At 66.8% G+C, this 15,514-nt stretch carries 14 protein-coding genes; 12 read left to right on the plus strand and 2 right to left on the minus strand.

Going from position 1 to position 15,514, the window contains the following annotated elements; translation table 11 throughout:
• Window positions 1-210: 210 nt before the first annotated feature.
• From ACK4HJ_RS13165 to ACK4HJ_RS13175, 3 genes are all read left to right on the plus strand, one after another.
• Entirely contained in the window at window positions 211-1,692 is a 1,482-nt protein-coding gene (locus tag ACK4HJ_RS13165) for an AMP nucleosidase (RefSeq protein WP_409832193.1), read from the plus strand.
• A 209-nt stretch (window positions 1,693-1,901) separates the two neighbouring features.
• Window positions 1,902-3,041: a diguanylate cyclase domain-containing protein gene (locus tag ACK4HJ_RS13170; protein WP_409832196.1), complete on the plus strand. Its 1,140-nt coding sequence runs from the start codon at window positions 1,902-1,904 to the stop codon at window positions 3,039-3,041.
• A 120-nt stretch (window positions 3,042-3,161) separates the two neighbouring features.
• Window positions 3,162-4,103: an ATP-binding cassette domain-containing protein gene (locus ACK4HJ_RS13175; RefSeq protein WP_409832198.1), complete on the plus strand. Its 942-nt coding sequence runs from the start codon at window positions 3,162-3,164 to the stop codon at window positions 4,101-4,103.
• Between the two features lie 261 nt (window positions 4,104-4,364).
• Here ACK4HJ_RS13175 and purT read toward each other — a convergent pair whose 3' ends face one another.
• On the minus strand, window positions 4,365-5,567 hold the full coding sequence (gene purT / locus ACK4HJ_RS13180; protein ID WP_409832201.1) for a formate-dependent phosphoribosylglycinamide formyltransferase: 1,203 nt from the start codon (window positions 5,565-5,567) through the stop codon (window positions 4,365-4,367).
• 90 nt (window positions 5,568-5,657) lie between these two features.
• On the opposite strand from purT, the gene ACK4HJ_RS13185 reads away from it, so the two are divergent.
• From ACK4HJ_RS13185 to ACK4HJ_RS13225, 9 genes are all read left to right on the plus strand, one after another.
• Window positions 5,658-7,283 carry a sigma-54 interaction domain-containing protein gene (locus tag ACK4HJ_RS13185; RefSeq protein WP_409832204.1) on the plus strand — a complete coding sequence of 542 codons (1,626 nt, stop codon included), beginning with the start codon at window positions 5,658-5,660 and terminating at the stop codon, window positions 7,281-7,283.
• A gap of 234 nt (window positions 7,284-7,517) precedes the next feature.
• The gene (locus ACK4HJ_RS13190; RefSeq protein ID WP_409832207.1) at window positions 7,518-8,429 is read left to right on the plus strand and encodes a sulfurtransferase; all 912 of its coding nucleotides are present in this window, start codon (window positions 7,518-7,520) and stop codon (window positions 8,427-8,429) included.
• Window positions 8,430-8,521: 92 nt separating this feature from the next.
• Window positions 8,522-9,091, plus strand: a complete 570-nt coding sequence (locus tag ACK4HJ_RS13195; RefSeq protein ID WP_409832209.1) for an OsmC family protein — start codon at window positions 8,522-8,524, stop codon at window positions 9,089-9,091.
• Window positions 9,092-9,242: 151 nt separating this feature from the next.
• Window positions 9,243-10,400, plus strand: a complete 1,158-nt coding sequence (locus ACK4HJ_RS13200) for an acyl-CoA dehydrogenase family protein (RefSeq protein WP_409832212.1) — start codon at window positions 9,243-9,245, stop codon at window positions 10,398-10,400.
• Window positions 10,397-11,722 carry an FAD-dependent oxidoreductase gene (locus ACK4HJ_RS13205; protein ID WP_409832213.1) on the plus strand — a complete coding sequence of 442 codons (1,326 nt, stop codon included), beginning with the start codon at window positions 10,397-10,399 and terminating at the stop codon, window positions 11,720-11,722. The genes ACK4HJ_RS13200 and ACK4HJ_RS13205 overlap by 4 nt, the downstream gene beginning before the upstream one ends.
• 102 nt (window positions 11,723-11,824) lie before the next feature.
• Window positions 11,825-12,604, plus strand: coding sequence for a diguanylate cyclase domain-containing protein (locus ACK4HJ_RS13210; RefSeq protein WP_409832216.1), 780 nt, complete (start codon window positions 11,825-11,827; stop codon window positions 12,602-12,604).
• 169 nt (window positions 12,605-12,773) lie between these two features.
• Window positions 12,774-13,352, plus strand: coding sequence for a DUF3455 domain-containing protein (locus ACK4HJ_RS13215; protein ID WP_409832218.1), 579 nt, complete (start codon window positions 12,774-12,776; stop codon window positions 13,350-13,352).
• A gap of 67 nt (window positions 13,353-13,419) precedes the next feature.
• Window positions 13,420-14,022, plus strand: a complete 603-nt coding sequence (locus ACK4HJ_RS13220; RefSeq protein ID WP_409832221.1) for a sigma-70 family RNA polymerase sigma factor — start codon at window positions 13,420-13,422, stop codon at window positions 14,020-14,022.
• Window positions 14,019-14,789, plus strand: a complete 771-nt coding sequence (locus tag ACK4HJ_RS13225; RefSeq protein WP_409832223.1) for an anti-sigma factor domain-containing protein — start codon at window positions 14,019-14,021, stop codon at window positions 14,787-14,789. The genes ACK4HJ_RS13220 and ACK4HJ_RS13225 overlap by 4 nt, the downstream gene beginning before the upstream one ends.
• Window positions 14,790-14,963: 174 nt before the next feature.
• On the opposite strand, the gene cynS is transcribed toward ACK4HJ_RS13225, so the two are convergent.
• Window positions 14,964-15,407, minus strand: a complete 444-nt coding sequence (gene cynS / locus ACK4HJ_RS13230; RefSeq protein WP_008905293.1) for a cyanase — start codon at window positions 15,405-15,407, stop codon at window positions 14,964-14,966.
• Window positions 15,408-15,514 lie beyond the last annotated feature (107 nt).

The raw sequence follows: 15,514 nt of genomic DNA on the forward strand, positions 1-15,514 counted from the left end.
TTGCGGCTCAAAGCACGCGGTTTATGAGCTGACTTTCAGGATACGGAAGCTGCCGCGAGAAATGCGCATGTGCCAGCTGGGCGGTGGTCGAACGCAGGGGAGTATTTCAGCAGCCTGCTAGCGCCCCGCCGGGGGCTACCCCGCTGCCTCCTTCGCCCAGCCCACGACACCGTCCACAGGCTCCCCGGCGAGCCGAGAGAAAATAGCGCCATGCCCCTCATCCCCGACTTCATCGCCCCCACCCGCCACACCGACCCCGCCGAAGCACTGGCGCAGGTGCAGCGCATCTATCAGCAGCAGATCGGACACCTGCGCGACGCCATGCACCGTTTTGTGGCGGGCGAGACGCCGGAAGCTCCGGTGCGGGCCTTCTACCCCTTTGTGCGGGTGCACACAACCACCGTGGCCCGGGCCGACACCAAGCTGGCATACGGCTTTGTAGAAGGACCAGGCCGGTATGAAACCACGCTCACGCGGCCCGACCTGTTTGCCAGCTACTACGCCGAGCAATTCCGCCTGCTGCGCGCCAGCCACAACGTGGAGCTGGAAGTTGGCACCAGCGCCCACCCCATCCCCATCCACTTCTCGTTTGCCGAACATGACCACATCGAAGGCACGCTGACGCCCGAGCGCCGCATGCTGATGCGCGACGTGTTCGACCTGCCCGACCTGGCTGCCATGGACGACGGCATTGCCAACGGCACCTGGCAGGCGCGCGCGGGCGAGGCGCAGCCCCTGTCGCTGTTCACCGCGCCGCGGGTGGACTACTCGCTGCACCGCCTGCGCCACTACACCGGCACGGCACCCGAGTGGTTCCAGAACTTCGTGCTGTTCACCAACTACCAGTTCTACATCGACGAGTTCGTGCGCCTGGGCCATGCCGAGATGGCCAAAGAAGACAGCGAGTACATCGCCTTCATCGAGCCCGGCAACGTGGTCACGCGCCGTGCCGGGCTAGCCGCCCTACCGGGCGACGAACTGGGCGTGGCCCCGCCGCGCCTGCCGCAAATGCCCGCCTACCACCTGGTGCGCAAGGACCACAGCGGCATCAGCATGGTGAACATTGGCGTGGGCCCGTCCAACGCCAAGACCATCACCGACCACATCGCCGTGCTGCGCCCCCACGCCTGGATGATGCTGGGCCACTGCGCCGGCCTGCGCAACAGCCAGCAGCTGGGCGACTATGTGCTGGCCCACGCCTATGTGCGCGAAGACCATGTGCTGGACGAAGAACTTCCGCTGTGGGTGCCCATCCCGGCGCTGGCGGAGATCCAGCAGGCCTTGCAGCAGGCCGTGGCCGACGTGACGCAGGTGCCCGAGGCAGACCTCAAGCGATTCATGCGCACCGGCACCGTGGCCAGCACCGACAACCGCAACTGGGAGCTGCTGCCCGACAACCTACCCCAGCGCCGATTCAGCCAGAGCCGCGCCGTGGCGCTGGACATGGAAAGCGCCACCATCGCCGCCAACGGCTTCCGCTTTCGCGTGCCCTACGGCACCCTGCTGTGCGTGAGCGACAAGCCGCTGCACGGCGAGATCAAGCTGCCGGGCATGGCCAACCATTTCTACCGCGAGCGTGTGGACCAACACCTGCGCATCGGCATGCGGGCGGTGGAGATTCTGCGCAAGGGCGGCATCCACCGGCTGCACAGCCGCAAGCTGCGCAGCTTTGCCGAAGTGGCTTTCCAGTAAGCCGCAAGCAAATAAGCAGGTAAGCAGGCAAGCAAACAACTTCGAATTTGGGCTGGCATGAATCCGCTTGAACCGTTCACGCTGCGCCTGTCGAAGCACCGCGCAGGGCTTCGACAGGCTCCGCCCGAACGGATTTTTCTGGTTCCAAGGTGCCGCCCCGATAGCAGCAGGCCAACGGGACACCCGGCCGCGAGGAGACCACCCCACCCATGAAGCTGGATTTCGTCACGCTGATGACCGTCATGGCGGCGAACCTGTTCATGATCTCGGCCGTTCTGCCGCTGATCATGGGCCGCGACGTGAGCCGCGCGGCCCGCCACGTGCAAGCCAGCCTGCTGCTGCAGGCCGTGGGCTGGGCGGCCATCATTGCCTCGTCAACCTTCTGGGACCAGGCCTTGTCCACCCTGGCCATCGCCTGTCAGGCGGCTGCGCAGTGGGCACTGTACCGGGCGCTGGAAGAGTGGCTGGGCCCGCGCCCGCTGCGCCGCACGCTGCTGGTGCTGGTGGTGGCCACGCCGCTGGGCTACACCCTGGGGTTTGACCACTACGCCTGGCGCGTGGGCTGGGCCAACGGCCTGCTGGCCGCCACGCTGTGTGTGGTGGCACGCGCCACGCAGGGCCCGCTCATCCTGTCGGACAGCCGCTGGCGCCACCTGCTGATGGGCTGCCTGCTGAGCTCGGCCACCTTCACCCTCGCGCGCGGTCTGCTGGGTGCGTTCACCGACCAGTACCCCAGCTTTCGCACGCCCCACCCCGTCAACCTGACGGCCGCCGTGGTCACCAACGTGAGCCTGGTGCTGGGCACGGTGGCCGTGTTGGTGGCCTGGCGCTACGAGGCTGAACAGAAGCTGCGCACCCTGGCCATGACCGACGGGCTGACCGGCCTGCTCAACCGCCGCGGCTTCACCCACCAGGGCGAGAACCTCATGTCCCATGCCTGGAGGCACCGGCTGCCCATGACGGCCCTTATGCTGGACCTGGACCATTTCAAGCAGATCAACGACACCCTGGGCCACGAGGCAGGCGACCGCGCCTTGCAGCTGTTTGCGCGCCTGCTGGAGGAAACCCGCCGCAGCGGCGACCTCATCGCGCGGCTGGGTGGCGAGGAGTTTGGCGTGCTTCTGCTGCACAACCCCTCCCCTGCCGGCGAAGCCTTCGACCGACGCTTGCGCGAGCGCCTGCGTGAAACCAGCGCGGCGGAACTGGGCTTCGAACTCGACTTCAGCGCCGGCATGGCCACCCTGCACCCGGGCGAGATCAAGCTGGCCACTTTGATGGCGCGCGCCGATGCAGCGCTGTACGACGCCAAGGCATCCGGGCGCGGGCGGCTGACGGCGGCTGCGGTATAAGCCCCCTGCGAGGTACAGCATGGACTATTATTTTGATAGCTTTCAGCGCTTTATCTATAAGCGCCACAGCCCATTTTGACCGTGAATACCGCCTTGCAAGGGCACAGCACCCCCATCGCCATGACCGCACTCTTCGAAGCCCTGAACCTGCGCAAGACCTACGGCGGAACCACGGTGGTGGACGACGTCTCGTTTGCCATCGCTCCCGGAGAATGCCTGGGCGTGATCGGCCCCAACGGCGCGGGCAAGACCACCACCATCCGCATGTGCCTGGGCCTGGCCGCGCCCGACGGGGGAGCCGTGCACTTCACGCCCAAGCCCGGCATGGAGCCGCTGCACATGCCGCGCGACGCGCTGGCCATCAAGGCGCAGCTGGGTGTGGTCACCCAGTTCGACACGCTGGACCCGGACTTCAGCTGCGCCGAAAACCTGCGCGTGTTCGGCCGCTATTTCGGCATCAAGGGCGCGGTGATGGACGAGCGCGTGCCTCAACTGCTGGAGTTCGCGGCGCTCACCCACAAGGCGGACGCCAAGCCCGGAGAGCTCTCGGGCGGCATGAAGCGGCGCCTGTCGCTGGCGCGGGCCCTGGTCAACAACCCGCGCCTGCTGCTGCTGGACGAGCCCACCACCGGCCTGGACCCGCAGGCCCGCCACCTGATGTGGGAGCGGCTGCAATTGCTGCTGCAGCAAGGCAAGTCGATCTTGCTGACCACCCACTTCATGGACGAGGCCGAGCGCCTGTGCTCCCGCCTGCTGGTGCTGGACCATGGCCGCAAGATCGCCGAAGGCCGCCCGCGCGAGCTGATCGCCCAGCACCTGGAGCCCGATGTGGTGGAGGTGTTCGGCGCGGGCGCCGTGGCGATGGCCGAAGACGCCGCACTGCGCGCTCTGGCGGCGCGGGTGGAGATCAGCGGCGAGACGGTGTTCTTCTACACGCAAGATGCACAGCCGCTGCTGCAGGCGCTGGGGCAGCACGGTCACCTGCGCACGCTGCACAGGCCGGCGAATCTGGAAGATCTGTTCCTCAAGCTCACCGGGCGGCAGATCCGGGAGGATGGTTGAGTCGTCGTCGGGTTACGCTGCGCTAACCCGACCTACCAAAATTGATAGCTGCCAGCGCTTGCTGGGTCAGCGCTAACCGCCGATTTGACCGTAGGTCGGGTTAGCCCGCAGGGCGTAACCCGACACCCCGACGCTGCAAGCCGCACACCCAACACAACCGTGGCGTCGGGTTACGCTGCGCTAACCCGACCTACAAAAACGATAGCTGCCAGCGCTTGCTGGATAAGCGCTAGCGGCCGATTTGGCTTCAAATTTCGAACTTCACACCTGGCGCGGCTTGACCTTGCTGGCCGCGAGCTTGGCGTGGGTGCGGGCGGTTTCAACGTCCTCAGCGCGCGCCAGCGCCACGCCCATGCGGCGCTTCACAAAACTCTCGGGCTTGCCGAACAGGCGCAGGTCGGTGCCCGGCACGCGCAGGGCTTCTTCCACGCCGTCAAACACGATGCCCTGGGCCTCCACGCCGCCGTAGATGACGGCACTGGCGCCGGGGTTGCGCAGACTGGTGTCTACCGGCAGGCCCAGGATGGCGCGGGCGTGCAGCTCAAACTCGCTCTGGTGCTGGGTGCACAGGGTGACCAGGCCCGTGTCATGCGGGCGGGGGCTCACTTCGCTGAACCACACGTTCTCACCCTTCACGAACAGCTCCACGCCAAACAGACCCTGGCCGCCCAGGTTATCGGTCACGGCCTTGGCGATCTGGCGCGATGTTTCGAGCGCTGCGGGGTGCATGGGGTGGGGCTGCCAGCTTTCCACATAGTCGCCGCTCACCTGCACATGGCCGATGGGGTCGCAGAAGCTGGTGACGATCTGGCCGTCAACGCCCACCGAACGCACGGTGAGCTGGGTGATTTCGTAGTCGAAGTCGATGAAGCCCTCGACGATCACGCGGCCGTGGCTCACGCGGCCGCCGGCCATGGCGTAGTCCCAGGCTTTCTTCACATCCTCCGGGCCGTCGATCTTGCTCTGGCCTTTGCCGGAGCTGCTCATGACGGGTTTGACGATGCAGGGGTAACCAATTCCCGCATCAATCGCTGCCTGCAGCTCTTCCAGCGAATTGCAGAACTTGTAGGGGCTGGTGGGCAGGCCCAGCGTTTCGGCCGCCAGCACGCGGATGCCTTCGCGGTCCATGGTCAGCCGCGCGGCGCGGGCGGTGGGGATCACGCGCACGGTGCCCGCTGCTTCCAGCTCTTCGAGCAAGGGGGTGGCGATGGCTTCGATCTCGGGCACCACCAGGTGCGGGCGCTCGGCTTCGATCAGCGCCTTGAGTTGGGCCGGGTCGCTCATGGTGATGGTGCGCGCGTGGTGTGCCACTTGCTGGCCGGGGGCGTTGTCGTAGCGGTCTACGGCGATGGTCTCGACCCCTAGACGCTGCAGGGCGATCAGCACTTCCTTGCCCAGCTCGCCCGAGCCCAGCAGCATGACCTTGGTGGCGTGGGCAGACAAAGGGGTTCCGAGTGTGGTCATGGTGGGGGCTTCCAAAGAATGGGGGGAGGAGATGGGTCGAACGCAGGCGACTGTAATTCAACCGGGCGCAGAACTTGCAGTGCTGCCGACATGCCCGCCCCACCGCCCAAACGGCCGCCCCACAACCCGCCCGCTGACTGGCATGCCCAAGAGCTGCTGCTGATGCGGGAAGTGATGCGCCTCATCGGCCGCAGCCTGGCGCCCGGCCTGGTGCTGCGCGAGATGCTGCACCTGATGAGCGAGCTGTTGGGCCTGAACCGGGGGCGCATCGTGCTGGTGGCCGAAGCGCCCACCGCCTCGGCCGGAGCGCCGCGCACCGCCTCCATCCAGCACGCCTACGGCCTCACCCAGGCCGAAGTGCAGCGCGGGCGGTACGCCTGGGGCGAGGGCATCACAGGCCGCGTGCTGGCCACGGGGCAGCCCGCCATCGTGCAGGATATCGATGCCGAACCGCTGTTTCTGGGCCGCGTGGTGCCGCGCAGCCAGCTGCCGCCCGAGACGGTGGCTTTCATCGCCCTGCCCATCGAGGTCAACAACGCGCCCATCGGCGTGCTCGCCTGCCACCGCATCCGCAGCCGTCAGCGCCACCTGAACGACGACCTGGCGGTGCTGCGCGTGCTGGCCACGCTGGTGGGGCAGCTGCTGCAGCTGGAAGCCCTGGTGGCCGAGCAGACGCGCCAACTGGAGGCGCGCAACGCCGTGCTGGCCAATGCGCTCAACACCAAGAGCGCGCGTTACGGGCTCATTGGCAGCTCGCCACCGTTATTGCAAGCCTTGAGCGAGCTGGAACGCGTGTCGCAAACCCAGGCCACCGTGCTGCTGCTGGGCCAGTCGGGCACGGGCAAGGAGCTGTTCGCACGCGCCGTGCACCTGGCCAGCGGGCGGCGCGACCGGCCCTTCATCAAGGTCAACTGCTCGGCCATTCCGGATGCGCTGTTCGAATCCGAACTGTTTGGCTACGAAAAAGGCGCATTCACCGGCGCCAGCACAGCCCGCGCGGGCTGGTTTGAGCAGGCGGACAGCGGGACCATCTTTCTGGACGAGATTGGCGAGCTGCCGCTGGCCCTGCAGTCCAAGCTGCTGCGCACGCTGCAGGAGGGCACGCTGGTGCGCCTGGGTGGGCAGCGCGAAGTCAAGGTCAACGTGCGCCTAGTGGCCGCCACCCACCGCGACCTGGCGGCCGATGTGGAGGCCGGCCGCTTTCGGCAGGACCTGTACTACCGCCTGCATGTGATCCCGATCCACCTGCCCTCGCTGGCCGAGCGGCGCGAGGACATCCGCGCGCTGGCCCTGCACTTTGTGAGCCGCGCGAACCAGGCGCACCAGCGCAACGTGAACCTGGCGCCCGACGCGCTGGCGCGGCTGGAAGAACACCCCTGGCCCGGCAACATCCGCGAGCTGGGCAATGTGATCGAACGCCTGGTGCTGCTGACCAATGACACGCTGGTGGCGCGGGCGGAGCTGGACCGGTTTCTGCCGGCTGCGGCTGCGCCGTCGTCGCCCTCGCCGCTGTCTGCACAGCAGATCGTGTCGGGGCCATCCTTGGCCGCCGCAGCGCCGCTGGTGCGCGACTACTCCCCGGCCCAATCCCACAGCGTGCAGGTGCTGCAGGCGGCGCTGGCCGAGTACCACGGCAACCAGTCGCGCGCTGCGCAGAGCCTGGGGCTGACGCTGCGGCAGTTCGCTTACCGGCTGCGCAAAGCGGGATTGAAGTGACGCCTAACACTGTGTCGACAATTTGTAGACACAGTGTTCAACGTATGCCCTGGCCCCTGCTGCCCCGCGGTCAAAGCGCAGACCAGCAACTATCAAATTAATAGCTACTAGCGCTTAATAGATAAGCGCTAGAGGCCAATTTGGCTCGAATTTTTATCAACCCAACCGCTCTGGCACACCTGTTGCGATAAGGGGGACAGGCATCCCGCCCACCACCGCATCGAAAGGTTTCCCATGAGCACCGTGACCGCCTCTGCCTCCGACGCCGTCCTCATCTCGCCCACCCGACTGCAGGCCCTGCAAGCCGCAGAGCCTGTGGTGCTGATCGACACCCGCGACGCCGACACCTACGCCCTGGGGCACATCCCCGGCGCAGTCAACCTGCGCGAGACCTTCACCTACCTCGCCACCTCCACGCCCCAAGGCCTGCAGGAGCTGAAAGACACCTTCGCCGCGCACCTGGGGGCCATCGGCCTGTCGGGTGCGGAGACGGCGGTGTTCTATGAAGATGCGCTCAACAGCGGCTACGGCCAGTCGTGCCGGGGTTACTACCTGCTGACCTGGCTGGGCTACCCCAAGGTCAAGGTATTGAACGGCGGCTACTCGGCCTGGAAGGCGGCAGAGCTGCCCGTCTCCACCGAGGCCGTGGTGCCCACACCCGCCATCTTCCCCACCAACCTGGCCACCACCGACGTGATGCTGACCAAGGAGGATGTGATCGAGGCCCTGGGCACCGACACCGTGCTGCTGGACGTGCGCGATGTGGACGAGTGGATTGGCGACAGCTCCAGCCCTTATGGCAAGGACTTTGCGCCGCGCAAAGGCCGCCTGCCGGGCGCCAAGTGGCTGGAGTGGTACCGCTTCATGAAGCCCTCGCCCCAAGGCCCGGTGTTCAAGTCGCCCGACGAAGTGCGCGCTGAATGCGCCACGGCGGGCATCAGCCCTGCGGACACGGTGTATCTGTACTGTTTTAAAGGCGCGCGTGCGTCCAACACCTTCCTCGCGCTCAAGCAGGCGGGCTTTGCCGATGTGCGCATGTACTTCGGCTCGTGGAACGAATGGTCGCGCGACGACAAGTTGCCGATCGAAAGCGGGCTGCCGCTGGTCAAGTTCCCCAAAAAGCCTGCGCTGGCACTGGCGGCCTGAGCCCCGTGCGTTGTTGCAGCGGGCGTGGCCCGCTGCGAACCCTGTCGTTCATTTTTTTGCATTCCCTTCTTTCTCTTTCTTCAAGGAACACCATGTCCACCGATCTGCTGGAACCCTCTGCCCCCGTCACCACCGTGCACACACACCTGCGCCCCATCGACCGCGACGGGCTGATGGCCTTTGCCGACAAGGGCCGCAATAACCCCGCCAGCCCGGGCACCAACAAGGTCCACACGGTGATGGAGGGCCAGTACCGCTCGCTGAGCTATGTGGGCAACCACGCTCCGGTGGTGGTGGACGAGCCCCTGCACCTGTTCGGCCAGGACACGGCGCCTGCGCCCGGCGAAATCGTGCTGTCGGGCCTGGGGGGCTGCCTGGCCGTGGGCATCACGGCCGTGGCCACCTGGAAGCAGGTCAAGCTCAGCAAGATCGAGGTGTTCATGGAAGGCGACATCGGCAACCCCGCTGCCTGGGGTGCTGGCGGCGCGCTGCAAAAGACGCCCCCCGAGATGGGCTTCCAGGCCATCCGCGTGAAGGTGCTGGTGGAAGGCGATGCGCCGCGCGAGGTGCTGGACGAGATCGTGCAGCACGCCAATTTCTATTCGCCAGTGGCGAACAGCATGCGCAACCCCATTCCGTTCGAAATCAGTCTGGCGGACTGAGGGCGACACACAAAACTCTTCTGGCGTCGTTGCCGCTTCTTGTCGTACTACTCGTACTGCCTGCGACGCAGCGCCTAGCCAGAACCGCTTCGCTGAGTTTTGTGTGCCGCCCCTACCTGACCAACCGTTCCCCGCGCACCCAAGGAGCCCCATGAACCCCGCCGACCTCCCTCCCCAACTCCACCTGGACGGCGCCCTGCGGGGCGATGCGCTGCTGGCCGCGGTGCGCCAGATTGCGCAGGGCCCGCTGGCCGCGCAGGTGGAGGCGATTGACCGCACCGGCTACTACCCCTGCGCGGAGCTGCAGCAGCTGGCCGCCGTGGGCGCGATGAGCGCGCACCTGGACAGCACGGCCGGCCCGGCCGACTACGGCCTGGCCATCCGCGCCATGGCCGAAGCCTCACGCGTGTGCGGCGCCACCGGCTTCATGATGTGGTGCCAGGCGGTGTGCGGGCTGTACCTGCAGCAGTCGGGCAACCCCACGCTGATGGGCGATGTGCTGCAGCGCCACGCCAGCGGCGCAGGCATGGGCGGCACGGCGCTGTCCAACCCCATGAAGAGCTATGCGCAGATCGAAAGCCTGCTGCTCAAGGCCACGCCAGTGGAGGGGGGCTACCTCATCAACGGCACTCTGCCCTGGGTGAGCAACCTGGGGCCCGACCACTACTGCGGCGCGATTGCGGCGGTGGTGGAGGCTGACGGTGCCGCCAGCCAGCGCGAGGTGATGTTCCTGCTGCGCTGCGATGCCCCCGGCGTGGAGATGCGCGAATGCCCCAGCTTCTCGGCCATGGAGGGCACGGGCACCTATGCACTGCGGCTCAAGGACCATTTCATCGGAACGGCCGACACCATGGCCGACCCTACGCGTCCTTTCATCGCACGCATCCGCGCGGCGTTTGTGATGCTGCAATGTGGCATGGCCGTGGGCATCACCCAGGGCTCCATCGACTCGATGTGGGCGGTGGAGGCCCAACTGGGCCATGTCAACCAGTTTCTCGAAGACCGGCCCGACGCCCTGCAGGCCGAGCTGGACGCCCTGACCGCACGCGTCATGCAACTGGCCCAGACGCCGTTCGACACAAGCACCGACTTCTTCATCGATGTGCTGGACGCCCGTGCCCACGGCGCGGAGCTGTGCCTGCGCGCCGCCCAGTCCGCCCTAATGCACCAGGGTGCGCGGGGCTACCTCATGAGTTCGGACGTGCAGCGGCGCGTGCGCGAGTCGCACTTTGTGGCCATCGTCACGCCCGCCATCAAGCACCTGCGCAAAGAGATCGCCCGGCTCAGCACCGAGGAGATGCCAGCATGACGCCCGCCCTCCCCACCACCACCACGCCGTCAGTTGCCTCCGAGTTCGTGTTGAGCACGGCATCGCAGGCGCTGTGCGATGCGTTTGCCGACGCGGCCGCCCAGGCGCCCTGGCAAAGCTACATCTGCAACGCCTGCGGCTACATCTACCACGAGGCCGACGGCGACCCCGATGGTGGCCTGCCTCCGGGCACGCGGCTCGCGGACATTCCCGACGACTGGGCCTGCCCCCTGTGCGGGGTGACCAAGGCCGATTTTTCGCCGTATGAAGCCCCCACGCTGGAAGCGCTGCGGACGCAGGCCAGCGCAGCGCCAGCCGCCTCCCTCCGCGTGCGTGGCGAGCCAGGCGTGGTCATCGTCGGCGCGGGCCGTGCAGGCTGGCAACTGGCCGAAACCCTGCGCCAACACAGCGCCACGCTGCCCATCACCCTGGTGACGGCCTGCGCGGGCGACCGGTACGACAAGCCTTTGCTGTCGGTGGCCATGGCGCGCCAGCTGGATCCGCTGGCCCTGGTGTCCGAAACCGGTCGCGATGCGGCGCACCGCCTGGGCGTCACCCTGCTGGCCCACACCCATGCCGTGCGCATCTGCGCCGACACCCGCCAATTGCGCACCACGCGGGGCGTGCTGCGCTACGGCCACCTGGTGCTGGCCCACGGTGCGCAGACCGCCTTGCCTCCGGGCTTGCCCGCCAGCCTGTGCTGGCGCATCAACCACCTGGACGCCTACCAGCGCCTGCGCCAGCACCTGGGCGAGCAGCCCAAGGACGTTCTCATCATCGGCGCGGGCCTGATCGGCAGCGAGTTGGCCAACGACCTGGCCCTGGGCGGCCACCGCATCACGCTGCTGGACACTGCAGCCGAACCGCTGGCGCGCTGGCACGACCAGCAGGCGGGGCCTCAGCTGCTGGACGCGTGGAAGGACCTGTCCATCCGCTTTGAAGGCGGTCTGCAGGTGGAGCAGGTGGAACGCGTGGGCGCGCGCTACCGCGTCACCACCACCAGCGGGCAACGTTTTGCGGCCGACGAAGTGGTGGTGGCTGCGGGCCTTGTACCGCCCCACCGGCTCGCGCAGGGTGCGGGCCTAGCATGGGATAACGGCATTGCAGTGGACAGTGCCACGCTGCAGACCAGCATGCCCCGCATCCATGCCCTGGGCGATTGCATCAGCATCAACGGGCAGTGCAGCCGCTTCATCGAACCCATTGCTCGGCAGGCATGCACCTTAGCGGCGGCCCTGCTGGGGCATGCGCCACAGCCTTACGCCGCCCGGCCAGCCGTGGTGCGGGTCAAGACGACGACAAGGCCGCTCACGCTGCACTGACCGCATACGCAGCCGCCGCTTGCGCGGGTGCGGCCGATTTCCTACGATACGCGCTTGCCCGGCCTGCCGGAAACCGACTGCCCCGCCCCTCCTGGAGCCCCCTTGACGACGACCTCTGGCGACCCCCACCAAGAACAGCTTTTCCTGCAGCGCCTGAACGAGGTCATGCAGCGCATCGCACACCACGGCGACTTGCATGCCGTGGAGCCCCTGATGGCCATGACCGGCCAGCACCCCGCCGACAGCACACTCGCGCAGTTGGCCGAGTCCTTTGCCCACATGGTGGTCAAGCTGGAGGCGCGCGAGTTTGAGCTGGAATGCCGCATTGAAGATCTGGATCAGACCCGACGCGAACTGGAGCAGGCCAACCTGGACCCGCTCACCAACCTGCCCAATCGCATGATTGCACGCGACCGCCTGCGCCAGGCCATCGCCGACGCGCGCACCCGCAAAGCTGCGTTCACCGTGTTTTTTCTGGACTTGGACCGGTTCAAAAAGGTCAACGACACCCTGGGCCATGCAGCCGGCGACGAGCTGCTGGTGTCAGTGACGCAGCGGCTGTCGGGCTGCCTGCAGGCGGGCGACACCCTGGCGCGCCTGGGGGGCGACGAATTTCTGTGCGTGCTGCCCCAATGCGCCGAGCCGGCTGCCGCACAGGCCATTGCAGATGCGATGGTGGCCACCCTCAACCAGCCCTTCCCGCTGGCGGCCGGGCAGGCCGACATCGGCACCAGCGTGGGCATAGCCCACTTTCCGGACCATGGGCAGACTGTGGACGAGCTGATTGCCTTTGCCGACGCGGGCCTGTATGAGGCCAAGCACCGTGGTCGCAACGTGTGGGCGTATTCGCCAAAAACTGCGCCGCTGCACACTGGAGCGTAGGCTGCAGCCCTGCGTGTAAGGACCGACTGGCCGCCGGGGGCGCACGCAGCGTCGGCCCTTTGGAAAATATTTGCGTGCGGAGTGCATCCAAAAGGCGTTCTCATGGGTAGTACCTGCAGCAGTGCATTGCGCTGCTGTCCTTTCAACCCATCGAAAAGAGAGAAACGCCATGACCTTCCATACGTCCCCAGTCTCCCGCCTGCTTCCCCTGACGGGTGCCATTGCCGCTGCCGTGCTGCTGAGCGCCTGCGGCTCGATGATGTCGTCGCCCTCGAAATCCATGTATTCGCAGGACAGCCTGCCCGACAGCATCAAGGTGCCAGCAGGCAACAAGGTGACGATGGAAACCGTAGGCGTGGGTGAGATCACCTACGAATGCCGCGACAAGGCGAATGCACCCGGCCAGACCGAATGGGTATTCGTGGGCCCCAAGGCCGTTCTGAATGACCGCAGCGGCAAACAAGTGGGCACCTACTACGGCCCACCCGCCACCTGGGAATCGAACGATGGTTCCAAGCTGACAGCCACCCAGCTGGCCGTGGCGCCATCGGGCACGGGCAACCTGCCCTACCAGCTCGTCAAGGCCAACCCCGCCATGGGCTCCGGCGCAATGACGGGTGTGACCTACATCCAGCGCGTTGCCTTGAAGGGCGGCGTGGCACCTGCCGCCGCCTGCACCACCGCCAACAAGGGGGAGCGCCAGATCGTGAAGTACCAGGCCGACTACATCTTCTGGAAAGCCGCGTAAACCGCGCGACCGCAATCCCCTGCCCGGCAGGGGCTACCCCGGGCAGGAAGAGAGGTGGTGGGCTACGATGCGCCCACCCTTTCTGCCCCACCGCCCGCGCACCGTGCAACCCATCTCTGGCGATTTTGACTATGAAGCCGCCTTGGTCGCCTGCGCCGCAGGCGACCGGGATGCCATGCACCGCCTATACGCGCAGGAGGGCGCGCGGCTGTTAGGCGTGGCGCTGCGGATCGTGCGCCAGCGCGCGCTGGCCGAGGACATCGTGCACGATGCCTGTGTGAACATCTGGACCCGCGCCGCCAGCTACGACGCCAGCCGGGGCAGCGCACGCGGCTGGATCTACAGCGTGGTGCGCAACCTGGCCCTGAACGCAGTGCGCGACGGCAGCCGCCACGTTGATGTGGACGACACCACCACCCAAGCCCTGGAGGCCGACATGTCTGTGCAGGCCCACCACGAGGTCGAGGAAACCTTTGAACTCAACGCCAGCCTGGGCCGTCTCCAGCACTGCCTGGAGGCCCTGGACCCGGCCCGGCGCAGCTGCGTGTTGCACGCTTATGTGGAGGGCTGCTCGCACGGCGAAATTGCGGAGCGCCTGGGCGCGCCGCTGGGCACCGTAAAGGCGTGGATCCGGCGCAGCCTAGTGTCGCTGCGGGAGTGCATGGCATGACCGACGTGCGCAACACACCGCCTACCCCGTCGCCGGAAGACCTGCATGTGCTGGCTGGCGAGTACGTGCTGGGCACCCTGCCCGCAGCAGATCGCAAAGCCGTGCAGCAACGCCTGCCCGGTGACCAAGCACTGCAACAGGCGGTGGCCGAGTGGGAAGCCCGCCTGCTGCCGCTGACCCAGCTGGCGGAGCCCATTGCGCCGCCCGCCGCCTTGTGGGCGCGCATCGATCAATCGCTGCAAGCAGCCAGCCTGCAGCACGCTGTCCCACGCGCTGCCGCGCCACTCCGCGCAAAAGCCGAGCGCAAGCCGTCTGTGCGCTGGTGGGACCACCTGGGCCTGTGGCGGGCCCTCGCAGGCTCAGGCTTTGCGATGGCGGCGGTGCTCGCGGCAGTGCTCGTCACCCGCACCGCCCCAGTGGCAGCGCCGCCGCAGTTCATGGTGGTGCTGGTCGCGCCGCAGGACAAGGCCCCCGGCTGGGTGGTGCAGGCCAGCTCCCCCCGGCAGATCAGCCTGATTCCGCTGGGTATGGCCGAAGTACCGGCCGACAAGGCCCTGGAGTTCTGGACCAAGGCCGACGGCTGGAGCGGCCCCGTATCGCTGGGCCTGGTGCAGCCCGGTCAGCCCCTGCAGATCCCGCTGGACAAGCTGCCGCCGCTGCAGCCCAACCAGTTGTTCGAGCTGACGCTGGAACCGCCCACAGGCTCGCCGATTGGCAAGCCCACGGGGCCCATCCAGTTCATCGGCCGGGCGGTCAAGGTGCTCTGACTGTCTTCGTCACCTCACTCGGCGCAATGCGTAGGCCCACGCCGGTGTAACGAGCACGGCCTATACCAGCGACCGCCGCGCAAGGGCCGCCCCGCCGCGCTGGCGGTGTCCCCCTTCCCGAATTGCGCAGCAATTCGAGAGGAAAAGGGGGAAGGCGCGAAGCGACTCAGGGGGTTAGTACTGTTTATACGGCAGGAACTTGCCCGACAGCACCACATTCACGCGGTCGCCGTTGGGGTTGGCTTCGCGCTGAATGTCCATGCTGAAGTCGATGGCGCTCATGATGCCGTCGCCAAACTCTTCGTGGATCAGCTCCTTGATGGTGGTGCCGTACACGCTCACCACCTCGTACCAGCGGTAGATCAGCGGGTCGGTGGGCACGGGCGTGGGCAGCGAGCCCTTGTAGGGCACCACTTGCAGCCACTTCTGCTCCTCGGCAGTCAGGCCAAAAATCTTGCCCACGATTTTGGCCTGCTCGGGCGTGGCGGTCATCTGGCCCAGGCACAACGCCGTGGTCCATTCCTTGGACTGACCGACCTTCTTGGCAATGGCCTCCCATTGCAGGCCCTTGGCGACCTTGGTGCTGATGATCTTTTCGGTAACGTCGTTGCGGTTCATGGTGATGGCTCCTTCGGTTGGATGGGTTTTGGAACGGGGAACAAAAACTTCAGGGTGCAGCCCTCCCTGTCGCCCCCAAGGGGCAACACGACAGGGCTTGGTTGCTC

Origin of the sequence: Acidovorax sp., from assembly GCF_046294525.1 — a bacterium.
Taxonomy (GTDB): Bacteria; Pseudomonadota; Gammaproteobacteria; order Burkholderiales; family Burkholderiaceae_C; genus Acidovorax.